The following is a 14,435-nucleotide window of genomic DNA, read 5'->3' as shown; positions in this document are numbered from 1 at the left end:
CCGGCGCCCGGGCCACCGGCGCTGCGGGTGGCGCCGCCGCCGGAGCGGCCCGACCAGGGGCCGCAGCTAGGCCGCCGCCGCCACGTCCGCCCCCAGGTCCGCCGCGGCGGCCTGCACCGGCGTGACGGCCGGCCGGGCCGCGCCGGCGGTGAGCCAGCCCTCGCCGGTGAGCCGCCCGTCCGCGTGCACGAAGAGGCGGGCCCGCCCCAGCGCCGGGGTGCAGCCGGCGTTGGCCACCCGCAGCGGGCGGGCCGCGCCGGGGTCGAGGAGCCGCTCGGCCGGCACGTGGCGGTGGCCGTGCAGCACCAGGTCGCAGCGCCCGCGCAGGCGGGACAGCAGGGCCGCGCCGGCGCACAGCTCGGCGGTCCAGGGCAGGCCCACCAGGCCGGCCAGCCGCTCCCACAGGTCGTCGCCCGGCAGGGGGTGGACGTGGTGGTGCAGCAGCACCGCCACCAGGTCGCGGGGCCCGGCCCCGGAGAGCGCCGCCTCCACCGCGTCGAGGTCGGCCGCGGTCACCAGGCCGTGGCTGTCGAGCAGCCGCCGGTTGTGCGGCGCGGTGGAGTCGAGGCGGACCAGGTGCAGCCCGGGGCGCCGCTCCACCGCCACCCGGCCGCTCATGAGCCGCCGGCCGGCGTCCTCGCCGAGCCGGTCGTGGTTGCCCGGCACCACCGTGAGCCGGTCGGCGATGGGGGCGGTGAGCCGCCGGAAGGTGGCCAGCTCGTCGAGGCGGCCGTGGTCGGTGACGTCGCCGGTGACCACCACCTGGTCCACCCGCGCCGCCAGGATGGCGCTCACCATGTGGCGCAGCGCGACGGCCTCGGCCGGCCCGCGGCCGAGGTGCAGATCGGAGAGGTGGACCAGGGTGCCGTGCACGCGTTCGCCTCCTTGGCTCGCGCGGCAGTCAACACGCCGCCGGTGACGGCCCGGCGACCGCCGCCGCTCGGCCGGGTGAACTGTGACGGCGCCACCGACCCGTCGCCTGGCCGCGACCGCCCCGTCACGCCGGGGCGGCACGCTCCCCTCACACCCGAGGAGGAACCCCATGGCCCACCGCGAGATCAGGCAGCTTCGCCAGGACGACTTCGCCGCGCTCATGTCGATCGAGGAGGAGGTCTTCGGCGCCGCCGGCGAGGGGGTGCTGGGCGCCTACTACGTGCGGCTCTGCTGCGAGTTCTTCCCCGACAGCTGCTTCGCCGCCCTGGAGGGCGGCCGCATCGTGGGCTACGTGCTCTGCTTCCTCAAGGGGCGCGAGGCCTACTGCACCACGCTGGCGGTGGCCCCTGGCCGCCAGGGGTCGCGGGTGGCGCTGCAGCTCCTGCGGGCGCTCACCGCGGCCCTGCTCGACCGGGTGGACTCGGTCTGGTTCACCGTCAAGGAGGACAACCTGCAGGCCCGCTCCCTGCACGCCGCCCTGGGGGCCACCGAGCAGGGCTTCCGCGACGACTTCTACGGCCCCGGCGACCGGCGGCTGGTGTCGCGCATCGACCGGGGCGGCTTCGAGCGGCTGCGCGGCCGGATGGAGAAGCTCGGCCTGGTGGACCGCGAGCCGCTGCAGGGAGTGGCCTGATGTCGGCGCTGGCGGCGGCCGCGGCCGGCGGGGTGGGGGTGGTGCGGGCCGGGGCGCGCCTGGCGGCCACCGGCGCCACCGCGGCCCTGGTGGCGGCGCGCGCCCGCGGGGTGGGGCGGGGCGGGGCCACCGACCGGCTGGCGCTGCGGGCCGGCCTGACGGTCCCCTCGCCGGCGCGCCAGCGGGCCCGGGTGCTGCGCGACGGCTGCCGGGCGGCGCTGCGGCTGCACGGGGTGGCGGTGGACGTGCAGGGTGGCCTGCCGCCCGGGCCGCTCCTGCTGGCCTGCAACCACGTCAGCTGGCTCGACCCGCTGGTGGTGGCGGCCAGCGTGCCCTGCGCGCCCATCTCCAAGCTGGACGTGCGCGGCTGGCCGCTGGTGGGCGGGCTGGCCGGGCTGCTGGGGGTGATCTTCCACGCCCGCGGCGACCAGGGCTCGGGCCTCCGGGTGCTGCGCCAGGTGGAGGTGGCGCTCGCCGCCGGCCTGCCGGTGCTCAACTTCCCCGAGGGGACCACCACCGACGGCGCCGGCGTGCTGCGCTTCCACAAGGGGCTCTTCGGGCTGGCGGCCCGGCTGGGCGTGCCGGCCGTGCCGGTGGCGCTGCGCTACCAGCCGGCCGAGCTGGCCTGGACCGGCGACGCCACCTTCCTCCCGCACTACCTCCGCCTGGCGGCGCGCGGCGCCTCGCGGGTGGCGCTGCGCTTCGGCGAGCCGGTGCTGGCCACCAGCCACGCCGACGCGGCCGAGGTGGCCGCCGAGGTGCGAGCCCGGGTGGCGGCGCTGCTGGAGGGGTTGCCGTGAGCCAGCAGGCGGCCCTGGAGTACCTGGCCCACGGCCAGGTCCCGTTCTTCCGCCTGCCGGCGGTGGCCCGCCCGGCGCCCCTGCCGGAGGGCACCGGCGCGGTGCTGCTCGGCGTGCCCTACGACGGCGGCACCACCGCCTCGCCCGGGGCCCGCTTCGCCCCCTTCCACGTCCGGCGGGTCAGCGCCTTCGTGCAGGGCTGGCACCCGCTGCACCAGCTGATGGTCTTCGAGCGGCTGGCCGCGGTGGACGGCGGCAACGTGGTCTTCCCGCCCTTCGACGGGGCGGCGGTGCGCGCCCGCGTCGAGGCCGAGGTGGCGCGGGTGGTGGGCGCCGGCGCGGTGCCCTTCCTGGTGGGCGGCGACCACTCCATCGCGCTGCCGGCGCTGCGGGCGGTGGCGCGCCGCCACGGGCCGGTGGCGGTGCTGCACCTCGACGCCCACCTCGACACCAGCGGCCCGGAGGTCTGGGGCGAGGCCTTCCACCACGGCACCCCCTTCCGCCACGCCGTCGAGGAGGGGCTGGTCCTGCCCGGGCAGCTGCACCAGGTGGGGATCCGCGGCCCCTGGGGCACGGCCGGCGACGGCGACCTCGGCGCCGAGCACGGCGCCAGCCTGGTGACGCCGGACCAGCTGGCGGCCGCGGGCGCCGACGCGGTGGCGCGGGCCGTGCGGCAGGCGGTGGGCGACCGGCCGCTCTACCTGTCGCTCGACGTGGACGTCCTCGATCCGGCCTTCGCCCCGGGCACCGGCACCCCGGTGCCCGGCGGGCTCACCTCGCGCGAGCTGCTGGCGCTCCTGCGCGGCCTGGCCGGGGTGCGGCTGGTCGGCATGGATCTGGTGGAGGTCTGCCCGGCGCTGGACCACGCCGACCTGACCTGCCACCTGGCGGCCCACCTGCTCTTCGAGGGGCTGGCGCTGGCGGCGCTGGCGCGGGGGTGAGGGCCGGCGCCGCTCACCCCAGGGCGCGGGCCGCCTCCCCCGCCTCGGCGCGCCCGCGCACCGTCTCCAGGATGCGGTAGAGCCCGCCCTTGGGCAGGCGGACGTAGCCCGACCAGGCGGCCGCGGCCAGCTGCCCCTCGGCCACCAGGTCGAGCAGCCAGGCCCCGGCCCGCTCCGGGGCGCGCTGCTTGAACCCGGCGCCGCTCTCCCGCACCCAGCGCCGGTTGCGCCGCTCGTGCACGCCCACCGGCGGGGCGCAGACGATGGGCAGGCCGAGGGCGGCGTAGAAGGTGAGCTCGCTCGGCTTGGTCCAGAGCACGTCGGTGCGGGCCAGCAGCTCGTTCATGCGGCGCACGTAGGTGGCCAGGTCGGGGTCGTGCAGCAGCTCGATCCCGAAGCCCACCGCGGCGCCCAGCCGCGCGTGGTCCACCGCCTCGAGCAGCGCGTCGCGCGCCGGCCCGCGCACCCCGGCCACCAGGGCCAGCCGGAGCCGCCCCTCCACCACCGCCGGGCGCAGCGACGGCAGGAACCGCCTGGCCAGCTCGGCCTGGGCGCCGGCGCCGCCCACCGCGAAGGTGAGCAGCGGGGGCCGGCCCTCCTCCGCGGCCGGGAGCGGCCCCAGGAAGGCGGCCACGTCGTCGCCCACCTCGCGGCGGAAGGCCCGGTGCGGGTCGAGCCGCACCAGCCGCCCGGCCAGGTTGCGGCGCAGCGCCGGGTAGGACGGGCCCCCCACCAGCTCGTGGGGCAGGGGGAAGCCGGTGAAGTGGATGCGGTCGGGCGGCACGCCGAACTGCCGCAGCCGGCGGCCCACGTCCGGCGTGGGCACCAGGTAGCGCAGCCGGGTGGCCGCGGCGTCGACGGGCGCCCAGACCCGGTTGGCGTCGGTGTCGGTGACCACGCACCACAGGTCGCTCTCCAGCCCGGCGCGGTCGGCCACCAGGGCCGGCACGTAGAAGGTGGTGAGGAGCGGCCGCCCGCTCTCGCGCAGCGCGGTCACCAGGCCGTCGCCCAGGCCGCGCCGGGCCAGCCGCTCCACCAGCCGCAGGCCGCCGGTGGGGCCGGTCAGGTCGGCCTCGGCGTAGCGGCCCGGGATGCCGGTCAGCTGGTCCAGCGCCCACCGCAGCGGGCCGCCGGCCAGCGGCAGCTGGGAGAGGCGCGAGGTGAGCTCGTAGGCCCCGCGCACCCGGTCCCACTGGGCCTGCTCCTGCGGCCCGGCCAGGGGCGCCCGGTCCGCCAGGAGGAGCGGCACGCCCAGCGCGTCGGCCAGGGGGAGCGCCGCCCTGAGGTGGCCGTAGCCCATCTCGGCCGCCACCACCAGGGGCGCCGCCTGGGCGCGCCAGTGGGTCATGAGGCGCGCGGCGCCGGGTCGAGCGCCTCGGCCCCGGCCTCGAGGCCCGCCGCCTCGATGCGCGTGCCGGCGCGGACGCGGATGCGGGTGCCCCGCCAGGTGACGCTGCTGCGGACCAGGCCGCGCGCCCAGGCCAGCCCGTAGACCAGGTCCTTGACCGGCACCAGCCCGAGCTGGCCCAGCCGGAAGCCGCCCGGCCGCAGCACCCGGCCGCAGGCGCCGTCGATGGCCATCTTGGCGGCGCAGACCCCGCCGAAGGCCAGCAGGGTGGCCGCCCCCGGATCGGCCGCCACCGCCGCGGCGCCCAGCAGCACCGGGTTCAGGCAGGCCTGCGAGAGGTGGACCAGCCGCCCGGTGACGGTGCGGTGCAGCACCGCCCAGCGGCCGTAGCGGCCCAGGAAGTCGCCCACCCCGCGCCCCACGCTGACGTTCTGGATGGGGCGGTGGCCCAGCGCCACCCGCTTGCCCAGCACCTGCGAGACCCGGCGCCCCAGCACGAAGTCCTCGGCCAGCACGTCCTTGGCCGCCTCGAAGCCGCCCAGCGCCGCCAGGTCCTCGCGGCGGAAGGCCATCGACTTGCCCACCACGATGTCCTGGCCGGCCAGCGCCTGCGCCGCCACCACGCCCGGCGCCACGCTGCCGGCCAGGTGCAGGGCGTCGAAGAGGGAGCCGAGGCGGCGCTCGCCCACGCCCACGATGGCGTGGGTGACCAGCCCGACGCCGGGGTCCTCGAGCAAGGCGGCGATCTCGGCCAGGTAGCCCGGCTCGACCCGCACGTTGGAGTCGGAGACCACCAGGATGGGGTGGCGGGCCGCGCGCGCCAGCGTGATGAGCTGGTTCACCTTGGGGTTCTGCCCGGGCTCGCCGCGCTGGAAGACCAGCCGGAAGCGCCCGGGGTGGCGGGCCACCAGCCGGCGCGCCACCGGGCAGGCCGCGTCCTCCGGGCCGCGCACGCCCAGCAGCACCTCGTAGTCGGGCCAGTCGAGCGCCGCGAAGCACTCCAGGTTCGCCGCCAGGTCGTCGTCCACGCCGCACAGGGGCTTGAGGACCGAGACGCCGGGCCGCCCGCGCGGTGCCGCGGCGGGGATCCGGAAGTGGCGGCGCAGGGCGGCCAGCTGCAGGAGCAGCAGGGCCGTCCCCAGGCCGGCGGCGGCGAGGAGGGTGAGCGCGAGCGCGTGGGCCATGGCGCCAGGCTGCCCGGGCCGCGCGACGATCCCGCGTGCGGCGTGCGACGATCCTGCGAACTCGCCGGGGCGGCCGGCGGGTCGGCCCGGCCTCAGCCCGTCATCACCTCGGTGAGGAAGTGGTCGCGCAGCAGCAGGGCGCCGCGGGCCAGCGCGTCGGCGGCCTGCTCCAGCGCCTGCCCGACCCGGAGGAAGAGCACCAGCTGGCGGGGCTCGACGCCCTCGCCGAAGAGCAGGCCGGTCACCGCCCGCTCCGCCTCGTCGGTCTGGTGCTCCAGGGTCACCAGCCGGTCGACCGCCTCCAGGAAGGTCTGCAGGTCCTCCCGCGCGCCGCCGCGGGTGACGTGGGCCGAGGCGCGCAGGCACTCGCTCCAGGCCGCGGCGCCGGCCACCAGGTGGGCCGCCAGGGGGCGCAGGGCGTCGCGGGCCGGCCCGCCGGCGCGCGCCGGGGGCAGGGTGAGCAGGAAGGCCGCCTCCTCGAGGTCGTCGGCCACGTCGTCGGCCTCGCCGAGCAGGCGGGCGTAGAGCTTGGCGCGGGGGGAGCGCCGCGCCAGGGTGCGCACCCGCTCCACCAGCCCGTCGGCGCGGGACTCCCAGTCGGCGGCGCGGCGCGCCAGGGCCGGATCGGCGCCGGCCTCGAAGGCCAGGGTGTCGCGCACCGCGCCGGCCAACTCGGCCACCAGCAGGGCGTGCTCGGAGGCCAGCGCCAGCACCCCGTGCTCCAGGGTCTCGAAGCGGCCCAGCAGATCGGCCCGGATCTCGTCGCGGATGAACCGCTCGGAGCGGCCGCGCTGCAGCCCGTCGGAGGCGGCCCGGAAGACGAAGCGCAGGAAGTCCACCGCCGCCTCGCGCCCCAGCAGCTCGTCGAGCCGCTGGCCGTAGCGCACCGGCGTGGGGGAGGCCCCCTCGATGGCCTCGTAGACCAGCCGCTCGCCGCCCAGCGCCAGGAAGGCGCGGTGGCCCACGCCCTGGTCGGCGGCCCAGCGCAGCAGGTCCAGGCTGGCCGGGCCGTCCACGAAGCTGCGCAGCCGCTTGCGGGCCCGGTTCCAGTCGATGAGGAAGACCAGCCGGCTGCCCAGCGCCTCGAGGAAGCGGGCCAGGGCCGCCTCGTCCGGCAGCGTGAGCCGGGCGCCCGCGTGGTACTGGGTCTCCCGCCCGTCGGCGCCGCGCGCCTCGCGGGCGCGGGTCTCGGTCCAGGCCAGCCCGTGCGAGGCCAGCAGCCCCTGGAAGAAGCGGACGCGCTGCAGGTGCGGGTCGAGGTAGGCGAGGTGGCAGGTGAGCCCGTCGACCTGCACGGTGAGGACGTGCGGCTCGTCCGGCACCACCTCCACCTGCACGAAGAGGTCGCCGCCGCTCCGGGAGGCCAGGGTGGCCAGGCCCGGCTGGTCGAGCTTGAGCGGCGCGGTCCGGTTGAGCCCGGCCATGAAGGCCGCCAGGTGTCCCCGGTCCTCGCCCTCCAGGCCGAAGGCGGTGGCGCCGGCCACGTCCTCCTGGGCCAGCGAGCGCTGCAGCACCTCGAGCGCGGTGCGCAGGTCGGCGGCCAGGCGGGGCAGCCCCTCGGGCCCGTCGCCGGAGAGCAGCTCCAGCCAGCGCTCCGGGACCAGGTCGCCCTCCAGGGCCGGCAGGGAGTCGAGCAGCGCGCGCGACCGCTCGTGGAAGGCGGTGGCCCCGCCACGCCGGCCCTCGGCGTCGGCCACGGCCAGCGGCACCACCAGCGCCTCCACGGCCTCGATGAGGAGCCGGAGGAGGCGCGCCGCCTGCGGCAGGCGGAAGGCGCCGTCGACCAGGCGGCAGCCGGCCACCACGTCGTCGAGGGTGGCGTCGTCCAGCCCGGCGGCCTCGCGCTCGGCCGAGAGGTCCAGCGGGTCGAGCGCCGGCTGCTCGGCCTGGGCGGCGGCGTGCCGGAGCAGGCGGGTCACGAAGGCCAGCCGGGCGTGCGCCGCCAGGGCGCGGCGCACCGCGCCGGTGAGGCGGAAGGGCAGGGCCCCCACGTCGCCGTGGGCGTCGAGGTCGGGGTGCCGGGTCACCGGTCAGCCGACCAGGTGCGCCACCAGCCCGGAGAGCGTGCCGAGCAGGGCGCCGGCCGCCACGTCGAGCGGGTAGTGGGCGCCCAGGTAGACGCGCGAGGCGGCGATGCCGAGCGCCAGGGCCAGCGCCGCCGGCCCGAGGCCGAAGGGGGCGCCGGCGAAGGCGGCCGCCACCGCGAAGGCGGCGGTGGTGTGGCCGGAGGGGAAGCTGAAGCGATCGGGGTTGCGGGCCAGCGGCTCGAAGCCGTCGATGGCGAGGTCGGGGCGGGTCCGGGTGAGGGTCCGCTTGAGCGCCTGCGAGAGCAGGGTGCCCAGGCCGGCGCCGACGGCCAGCCTGAGGCCGAGGGTGGTGCCGGTGGTGGTGGAGGTCGCGAAGAAGCCGAGCCCGATGACCGTCCAGCTCGAGGCGTCCCCGAGCCGGGTGAGCAGGCGCGCGGCCAGGGTCCGCCCCGGGGTGCGCCAGCGGCGCGCCGCGAGGAGGGTGGCCTCGTCCCACTCGAGGAGCCGCGTGAACCAGTCGCCGGCAGGCGAGTCGTCGCCGTCGGGGGTGGCCGCCACGTCCGCGTCCAGGCGGGGCAGCGGGCTCAGGTCTCGGAGGGCTTCCATCGCGAGCGCGAGCTTGGCAGGGGCCGGTGTCGCGGCGAGGGCGGCGCTGCGACGAGTGCGTGACGGGGAGGCCCGCCGGGGCGGGGTGGTCCGGCGCGGCCCGTGACGCTGGGGGGCCCAGGTCCGGGGAGGCTGGGCCGCACCAGGCAACCGCCCGGGAACACGGCCGAATGCGACTACCCAGGGTCAGGCGAGCGCTGGTCAGGCGAGCGGGTCAGGCGCGCCACCTGCCGGTCCTGCCAGCCAGCCAGCGCCACCTGCGCCAGCACCGCCCCCACGCCGGCCAGGAACATGTCCCACTGGGTGTCCCAGGGGTCGCCCTGGGTGCCGAGGAAGGCCTCGGCCCCCTGGCCGAGCGCCAGCGCGGCCCACCACTCGAGGAGCTCGTAGCAGGCGGAGATGCCGAGGCAGCTCAGGGTGACCAGCGCGAAGAGCCAGCGCCCGGCCCGGAGCGGCGAGGTGCGCAGCAGGAGCTCGCGCGCCACCAGCGCCGGCACGAAGCCCTGCGCCAGGTGGCCGAGCCGGTCGTAGTGGTTGCGGGCCAGCCCGAAGGCGTCGCGCACCCAGAAGCCGAGCGGCACCTCGGCGTAGGTGTAGTGGCCGCCCAGCGCCAGGATGCAGGCGTGGGCGCAGAGCGCCACGTAGAGCAGCGAGGTGAGCCGGAGGCGCCGGTAGGTGCCGAGGAGCAGCGGCAGGGCCACGAGCGTGGGCGCCACCTCCATGAGCCAGGTGGCGCGGTCGGTGGGGCCGACGCCGGAGAGCGCGGTGGCGCCGGCGGCCACCACCAGCAGGGCCAGGGGGAGGTGGTCGTCAGGGTGCACCGGCGGACCTCCAGCGGAGCAGGCGGCAGCGGATGCCGCCGTTCTGGACCTCCAGCGCCGCCGCGGGCGCCTCGGAGAGGAGCTGCTCGAAGCCGCGGTCGGGCCCGATGGCGGCCACCTCCCACCCGCCCAGCCGCTGGCGCAGCAGGCCCAGCGCGCGCCAGGCCGCGGCGGCGTCGTCGTCGAGGCGCACCCCGTAGGGCGGGTTCACCAGGCACAGCCCTGGCCCGCCGGGCGGCGGCTCCACCTCGGCGGCGTCGGCGCGGGTGAAGCGGATGGCCGCCTCCACGCCGGCGGCGGCGGCGTTCTTCATGGCCAGCCGGAGCGCCCCCATGTTCCGGTCGGAGGCGTGGATGGCGCAGGTGATGGGCCGGGCCTGCGCGGCCAGGCGGGCGCGCACCTGCTCGGTGGCGCGCCGGTCGTGGCCGGGGAAGCCCTCGAAGGCGAAGGTGCGGCCCAGCCCGGGGGCGCGGCGGCCCGCCAGCAGCGCCGCCTCGATGGCCAGGGTGCCCGAGCCGCACATGGGGTCCAGGAAGGGCCGGTCGCCGGTGAAGTCGCAGGCCAGCAGGAGGCCGGCCGCCAGCGTCTCGCGCAGGGGGGCGGCGCCGACGCGGGCGCGCCAGCCGCGCTTGTAGAGCGGCGCGCCGGCCGCCTCCACCGACAGGGTGGCCCGCCCGCCGTCGCGCCGCACCAGCAGCTCGGCCGCGGCGCCGTAGCGCGCCGCCGCCTCGGCGCGGGCACTGCCGAGGTCGGCCACCGGGCCGTCGAAGGCGCGCAGCCGGACCGCGTCGGCCACCCGCGAGCCGAGGCAGGCCACCGCCGCGGCCGCCTCGCCGGTGGCCTCCACGCCGCCCGAGAGCGGACGGGCCTCGAGGCCGAGCGCGGTGAGCTCGGCCGTCAGCACCGGCTCGAGCCCAGGGGCGCAGGCCGCGAAGATCCGTTCGGGTGGGGGCACGCCGGGGGATTGTAGGGGATGTGGCCCCCGGCGGGGGCCGCCCGGCCGCGCGCCGCCGGGCGGCGTGGCTTTCGGGCCGGAGTGCGCTACGCTTTTCGGCCTCACCGCCGCGCCTGATCGGTCCACCGTCGTGGACGGGGGCGCGGCCGTCGACCTGGAGGTCGTCATGCTGCGTGCCCTCGTCGCCTTCGCCGCCCTGGCCGTCCTGGCGGCCTGCGCCACCACCTCGGGCGCCGGCTCGCCCGCCCGCCCGCCGCCCCCCCAGGTGGCTGCCGCCGACGGCGCGGTCGCCGCCGATCCGGCCGCCCAGGCCAAGAAGAAGAAGGGCGACGACTGGGTCTGCTACTACGAGCGCCCCATCGGCTCGAACATCCCGGAGCAGGTCTGCCGGCCCAAGGACAAGGCGGACCAGGACCGCGCCCGCACCCAGGACATGCTGCGGACCATGCCGAACCCGAACGTCCGCAGGAACTGAGCGACCTGCCGGGCGGTGGCCGCCGCGCTGGCTGGCCGGCACCACCGCCCGCCCGCAGGCGCGCCGGCGCGCCGCTGCCGGGGCCGGCGTCGACCTAGCCCGGCAGCCGGTTCGAGATCGACTCCACCAGCGAGGTGAGCCGCGCCACCTGCGCCTCGAGGTCGGCCACCCGCGCCAGGAGGTCGCGGTGCGGCGCCGCCTCCAGCGGCGTCTCCATGGTGTTGCGGGTCACCGTGAAGAGCGGGCTGCCCGGCGACGGCGTGGGGGTGGCCTCGCCGTAGAAGTACTTGCGGATGGCGCGATCCACCGACGACGCGGTGGCCACGTGGATCACCGGGATGAGGCCGCTGGCGCGCCGCACCGCCGCCTGCGCCTCCTGGTGGGTGGGGTCGAAGCAGGCCAGCCAGAGCTTGCCCTCGCGGGGCCGGGCGCCCAGCGGCATGAGGCCGTACCGCTCGCACAGCTCGAGCGGCAGCAGCCGGTTCACCTCCGGCGGCAGCTGGGCGCGGTCCAGGTCCACGGTGGGCAGGCCGAGGTGGGCGGCCACGGCGGCGGTGAGCCGCTCCTCGTCGATGAAGCCGAGCGAGAGCAGGTTCTGGCCGAGCCGGCCACCCCACGACGACTGCTCGCGCAGCGCCAGGTCGAGCTGCTCCCGGGTGATGAGCTTGGCGCCGACGAGGACGTCGCCCAGGCGGGGGCGGGGCGACTGGAGCTGGGGCTGGGTGGCCATGATGAGGATCCTGATGGTCGCGGAGGCGTGGCGTGCCCTGGCTCCGCGGTGGGCGCGTGTAGTCAAACAGTGGACCCCGAACCCCCCGTCCGCAAGTCGGGCCCGCCTGGGACGTCACCAGCGCGCGCCCCCCTAAGGGTGGCCACGAGCCGCCCTCGTTGTGTAGGGTCCGCCCCGATGACGTACCTCACCCCCCTGCGCCCCTCCTCCGACGAGCCGGGCGCGCTGCGCTGGCCGGCCCTCCTGTGGGGCCTGCTGCACGTGCCGGTCACCCTGGGCCTCTTCGCCGGCTCCATCGGCCACGCGCTGCGCGGGCTGCCGACCTGGTACGCGGTCAGCCTGTGGCCCACCTTCCCGGCCCAGGCGGCGCTGCTGGCGCTGGCGCTCTGGGTCATCACCCTGCCGCTCTCCTTCTGGCCGCGCGCCTACCGCTGGGCGGTGCCGCTCTCCACCGGGCTGGCCACGGTGATCCTGGCGGTGGACGCCCGGACCTACGCGTCGGTCGGGTTCCACATCAACGGCTTCTTCCTGCGGGTGGCGGTGCAGCCCGGCGCCCTGGCCGAGACCGGCATCCCGGTGTCCGACGTGCTGGTGCTGGCGGGGCAGAGCCTGGGCTGGCTGGCCCTCGAGCTGGTGGGTGGGCGCTGGTTCCTGGGCCGCTTCGCCGGGCGCCAGCGCGCCTGGCGGGTGGCGCTGGCGCTGCTGCTGCTGGCCGGGGTCGAGCGCACCTACGTGGCCAGCCTGGCCTTCTTCGGCGGCCCGGGGGTCTTCGCGGCCGGCCAGGTGCTGCCGCTGCAGGTGCCGGTCCGCATGAGCGCGGCGTGGGAGCGGATCACCGGGCGCCAGGCCCTCTCCAGCCCGCTCAAGGGGGTGGCGGGCGAGAGCGCCCTCAAGCTCCCGCCCGGCGTGCCCCCCGCCCAGATCGTCTTCGAGCGGCGGCCCGACGTGGTCTTCGTGCTGCTGGAGTCCACCCGCGCCGACTCGCTGGTGCCGGAGGTGATGCCGCGCCTGCTGGCCCGCGCCCAGGCCGGCGGCACCGTCTTCGAGCGCCACTACGCCCTCTCCTCCTCCACCTACTTCACCGTCTTCGGGCTGCTCTTCGGCCTGCAGGCCCACAAGCTCGACGCGGTCATCGCCTCGGGGCGGCGGCCCGAGCTCTTCCCGGCCTTCACCCGCAACGGCTACGCCTCGCGCTTCCTGGCGGCCTCCTCGGTGGACTGGATGGGGCTGCGCGAGCAGGTCTTCGGCGACGTGCAGCAGTCGCTGGAGACCGACTGGCCGGCCGGCCTCACCGGCGAGCAGAAGGACGGCGCCATGCTGGACGAGGCCAGGCGCTTCGTCTCCACCGTGGGCGACCAGCCGGTCTTCCTGTTCCTCTTCTTCGTCGGGCCCCACTTCAACTACTCGTACCCGCCGCGCTCGGCGAGGTTCTCGCCGGTGTGGGACGGTGAGGGGGTCCTGAAGGGCAGCGGCGCCCCGGGCGAGCTGATCCTGGCGCGGGCCCGCAACGCCGTCTTCGAGGCCGACTGGAAGCTCGACGAGTTCCTCACCTGGATGGAGCAGGCGCGCGGCCGGCGGCCGCTGGTCATGGTGACGGGCGACCACGCCGAGGAGATGCGCGAGCAGGGGCACCTGGGCCATGGCTCGGCGCTGACCGTGCAGCAGCTGCACGTGCCCATGGTGGTGCTGGGCGACGGGGTGCCGGTGGGCCGGCGCGACGCCCCCACCAGCCACGCCGACGTGGTGCCGACCCTGCTCTCGCTGCTGGGCGACCGCCACCCGCCGGCGCTCTACTCCGACGGCGTCTCGATGTTCGACGCCCCGCAGGACCGCTTCGTCCTCGCGTCGCTCGGCTGGGAGCCGCGCTACGCCGCCATCGGCAAGGACCTCAAGGTCTCCTTCTACGGCATGGACGCCGGGCTGGGCGGGGTGACCATCACCGATCCGTTCGACCGGCCCCTGCCGGACGGCGACGCCCGCTTCTCGGCGGCGGCGCCCCGCATCCTCAAGCTCTTCGGGCGGGGCGCGGCGGCCCCGGCGCCGGGCGCTCCCCCCGCGGGGACGGCGCCCGCCCCGGCGGTCGCCCCGTGAGCCCTGGCCCGGCCGGCCTGCCGCGCCAGCGGCTCACCATCGCCGTGCCGGTCTACCGGCCCACCCTCGACGAGGAGGAGCAGGTCTCGCTCGACTCCACCTTCCGCGTGCTCGGCGGCCACCACCTCGTCATGGTGAAGCCGGAGGGGCTCGACACCGGCGCGCTCGAGGCGCGCTACCCGTTCGCCGCCGTCGAGACCTTCGCGCCGGACTACTTCAGGTCCATCCAGGGCTACAACCGCCTGCTCCTCTCCACCGGCTTCTACCAGCGGTTCCTGGAGAGCGAGTACCTGCTGGTGTGCCAGCTCGACGTGTTCGTCTTCCACGACGACCTGGCCGCCTGGGTGGAGCGCGGCTACGACTACGTGGGCGCCCCCTGGATCTCCGGCAGCGCGCTGAGCGCGCAGGTGCACCGGCTCAAGGGCCTGGCCGCCCGGCTCCTGCCCGGCGGGAGGGGCAAGGTCCGCAGCCACGAGACGCGCGACCGGGTGGGCAACGGCGGCTTCTCGCTGCGCAAGACCGCCACCCACCACCACCTCTCGGTGGTGATGGCCGACGCCATCCGGCACTACCTGGCCAACCAGGGGACGCACCACTTCCACGAGGACGTCTTCTGGTCGATCGAGCCCTCCAGGAGGGGCCACCCCCACCGGACGCCCTCGGCCCAGGAGGCGCTGGCCTTCGCCTTCGACATCAACCCGGCCCGGCTCTTCGAGCTGGCCGGCCAGCGGCTGCCCATGGCGGCGCACGGCTGGTACAAGCGGCGGCACCTGGCCTTCTGGGCGCCCCACGTCGCCGCGGCCCGCTCCGGCCAGCCGTCGACGGGGCCGGCCCGCGCCGGGTGAGCCTGGGCGCGGCCGCGCGCCGGGCCGCGGCCAGCCCCCGCGCCC

Annotated in this window: 14 protein-coding genes; 6 read left to right on the top strand and 8 right to left on the bottom strand. The window is 77.3% G+C overall.

The features are described 5' to 3' along the window. Nucleotides 1-66: 66 nt before the first annotated feature. A complete protein-coding gene (locus tag IPO09_13300) occupies nucleotides 67-873 on the bottom strand; it encodes a metallophosphoesterase (GenBank protein ID MBK9518299.1) in 807 nt (268 codons plus the stop codon). 169 nt (nucleotides 874-1,042) lie between these two features. Here IPO09_13300 and IPO09_13295 point away from each other — a divergent pair, with 169 nt between their 5' ends. From IPO09_13295 to speB, 3 genes are read left to right on the top strand one after another with little or no spacing between them, the layout of a single operon-like run. Beyond that, nucleotides 1,043-1,567, top strand: coding sequence for a GNAT family N-acetyltransferase (locus IPO09_13295; GenBank protein ID MBK9518298.1), 525 nt, complete (start codon nucleotides 1,043-1,045; stop codon nucleotides 1,565-1,567). Then, nucleotides 1,567-2,367, top strand: a complete 801-nt coding sequence (locus tag IPO09_13290; protein ID MBK9518297.1) for a 1-acyl-sn-glycerol-3-phosphate acyltransferase — start codon at nucleotides 1,567-1,569, stop codon at nucleotides 2,365-2,367. Before IPO09_13295 ends, IPO09_13290 begins: the two co-directional genes overlap by 1 nt. Continuing rightward, nucleotides 2,364-3,308: an agmatinase gene (gene speB / locus IPO09_13285; GenBank protein MBK9518296.1), complete on the top strand. Its 945-nt coding sequence runs from the start codon at nucleotides 2,364-2,366 to the stop codon at nucleotides 3,306-3,308. The genes IPO09_13290 and speB overlap by 4 nt, the downstream gene beginning before the upstream one ends. Before the next feature lie 13 nt (nucleotides 3,309-3,321). Here the strand turns inward: speB and IPO09_13280 are convergent, their stop codons facing one another. From IPO09_13280 to IPO09_13255, 6 genes are all read right to left on the bottom strand, one after another. Then, complete coding sequence (locus IPO09_13280) at nucleotides 3,322-4,656, bottom strand: hypothetical protein (GenBank protein ID MBK9518295.1); 1,335 nt, start codon at nucleotides 4,654-4,656, stop codon at nucleotides 3,322-3,324. Next, a complete protein-coding gene (locus IPO09_13275; protein ID MBK9518294.1) occupies nucleotides 4,653-5,840 on the bottom strand; it encodes a glycosyltransferase in 1,188 nt (395 codons plus the stop codon). Before IPO09_13275 ends, IPO09_13280 begins: the two co-directional genes overlap by 4 nt. A gap of 92 nt (nucleotides 5,841-5,932) precedes the next feature. Further along, on the bottom strand, nucleotides 5,933-7,867 hold the full coding sequence (locus tag IPO09_13270) for a hypothetical protein (GenBank protein ID MBK9518293.1): 1,935 nt from the start codon (nucleotides 7,865-7,867) through the stop codon (nucleotides 5,933-5,935). A 3-nt stretch (nucleotides 7,868-7,870) separates the two neighbouring features. Continuing rightward, nucleotides 7,871-8,473 carry a phosphatase PAP2 family protein gene (locus IPO09_13265; protein ID MBK9518292.1) on the bottom strand — a complete coding sequence of 201 codons (603 nt, stop codon included), beginning with the start codon at nucleotides 8,471-8,473 and terminating at the stop codon, nucleotides 7,871-7,873. Between the two features lie 176 nt (nucleotides 8,474-8,649). After that, entirely contained in the window at nucleotides 8,650-9,195 is a 546-nt protein-coding gene (locus IPO09_13260) for a DUF2238 domain-containing protein (GenBank protein ID MBK9518291.1), read from the bottom strand. A gap of 88 nt (nucleotides 9,196-9,283) precedes the next feature. Next, nucleotides 9,284-10,417 (bottom strand): RNA methyltransferase, encoded by a 1,134-nt coding sequence (locus IPO09_13255; GenBank protein ID MBK9518290.1) that lies wholly within the window; start codon nucleotides 10,415-10,417, stop codon nucleotides 9,284-9,286. Between IPO09_13255 and IPO09_13250 the strand changes: the two genes are divergently transcribed. Then, a complete protein-coding gene (locus IPO09_13250; GenBank protein ID MBK9518289.1) occupies nucleotides 10,416-10,724 on the top strand; it encodes a hypothetical protein in 309 nt (102 codons plus the stop codon). The two genes, IPO09_13255 and IPO09_13250, sit on opposite strands and share 2 nt — an antisense overlap. A 94-nt stretch (nucleotides 10,725-10,818) precedes the next feature. Here the strand turns inward: IPO09_13250 and IPO09_13245 are convergent, their stop codons facing one another. Then, the gene (locus tag IPO09_13245) at nucleotides 10,819-11,454 is read right to left on the bottom strand and encodes a hypothetical protein (GenBank protein MBK9518288.1); all 636 of its coding nucleotides are present in this window, start codon (nucleotides 11,452-11,454) and stop codon (nucleotides 10,819-10,821) included. 177 nt (nucleotides 11,455-11,631) lie between these two features. On the opposite strand from IPO09_13245, the gene IPO09_13240 reads away from it, so the two are divergent. Both IPO09_13240 and IPO09_13235 read left to right on the top strand, forming a co-directional pair. Beyond that, complete coding sequence (locus tag IPO09_13240) at nucleotides 11,632-13,545, top strand: sulfatase-like hydrolase/transferase (GenBank protein ID MBK9518287.1); 1,914 nt, start codon at nucleotides 11,632-11,634, stop codon at nucleotides 13,543-13,545. After that, nucleotides 13,542-14,390: a hypothetical protein gene (locus IPO09_13235; GenBank protein MBK9518286.1), complete on the top strand. Its 849-nt coding sequence runs from the start codon at nucleotides 13,542-13,544 to the stop codon at nucleotides 14,388-14,390. The genes IPO09_13240 and IPO09_13235 overlap by 4 nt, the downstream gene beginning before the upstream one ends. The last annotated feature ends 45 nt before the right edge of the window (nucleotides 14,391-14,435 follow it).

It is taken from the genome of Anaeromyxobacter sp., from assembly GCA_016718565.1.
Lineage (GTDB): Bacteria > Myxococcota > Myxococcia > Myxococcales > Anaeromyxobacteraceae > JADKCZ01.
Note: the sequence above shows the minus strand (reverse complement) of the source record. Positions and strands in the feature narration are given on the sequence as shown.

Bases quoted from the DNA above. Each gene is read 5' to 3' on its own strand.
- IPO09_13295 (MBK9518298.1), top strand. From the start codon at position 1,043: ATGGCCCACCGCGAGATCAGGCAGCTTCGCCAGGACGACTTCGCCGCG.
- IPO09_13290 (MBK9518297.1), top strand. From the start codon at position 1,567: ATGTCGGCGCTGGCGGCGGCCGCGGCCGGCGGGGTGGGGGTGGTGCGG.
- IPO09_13280 (MBK9518295.1), bottom strand. From the start codon at position 4,656: ATGACCCACTGGCGCGCCCAGGCGGCGCCCCTGGTGGTGGCGGCCGAG.
- IPO09_13275 (MBK9518294.1), bottom strand. From the start codon at position 5,840: ATGGCCCACGCGCTCGCGCTCACCCTCCTCGCCGCCGCCGGCCTGGGG.
- IPO09_13265 (MBK9518292.1), bottom strand. From the start codon at position 8,473: ATGGAAGCCCTCCGAGACCTGAGCCCGCTGCCCCGCCTGGACGCGGAC.
- IPO09_13260 (MBK9518291.1), bottom strand. From the start codon at position 9,195: ATGGAGGTGGCGCCCACGCTCGTGGCCCTGCCGCTGCTCCTCGGCACC.
- IPO09_13250 (MBK9518289.1), top strand. From the start codon at position 10,416: ATGCTGCGTGCCCTCGTCGCCTTCGCCGCCCTGGCCGTCCTGGCGGCC.
- IPO09_13255 (MBK9518290.1), bottom strand. From the start codon at position 10,417: ATGACGACCTCCAGGTCGACGGCCGCGCCCCCGTCCACGACGGTGGAC.
- IPO09_13245 (MBK9518288.1), bottom strand. From the start codon at position 11,454: ATGGCCACCCAGCCCCAGCTCCAGTCGCCCCGCCCCCGCCTGGGCGAC.
- IPO09_13240 (MBK9518287.1), top strand. From the start codon at position 11,632: ATGACGTACCTCACCCCCCTGCGCCCCTCCTCCGACGAGCCGGGCGCG.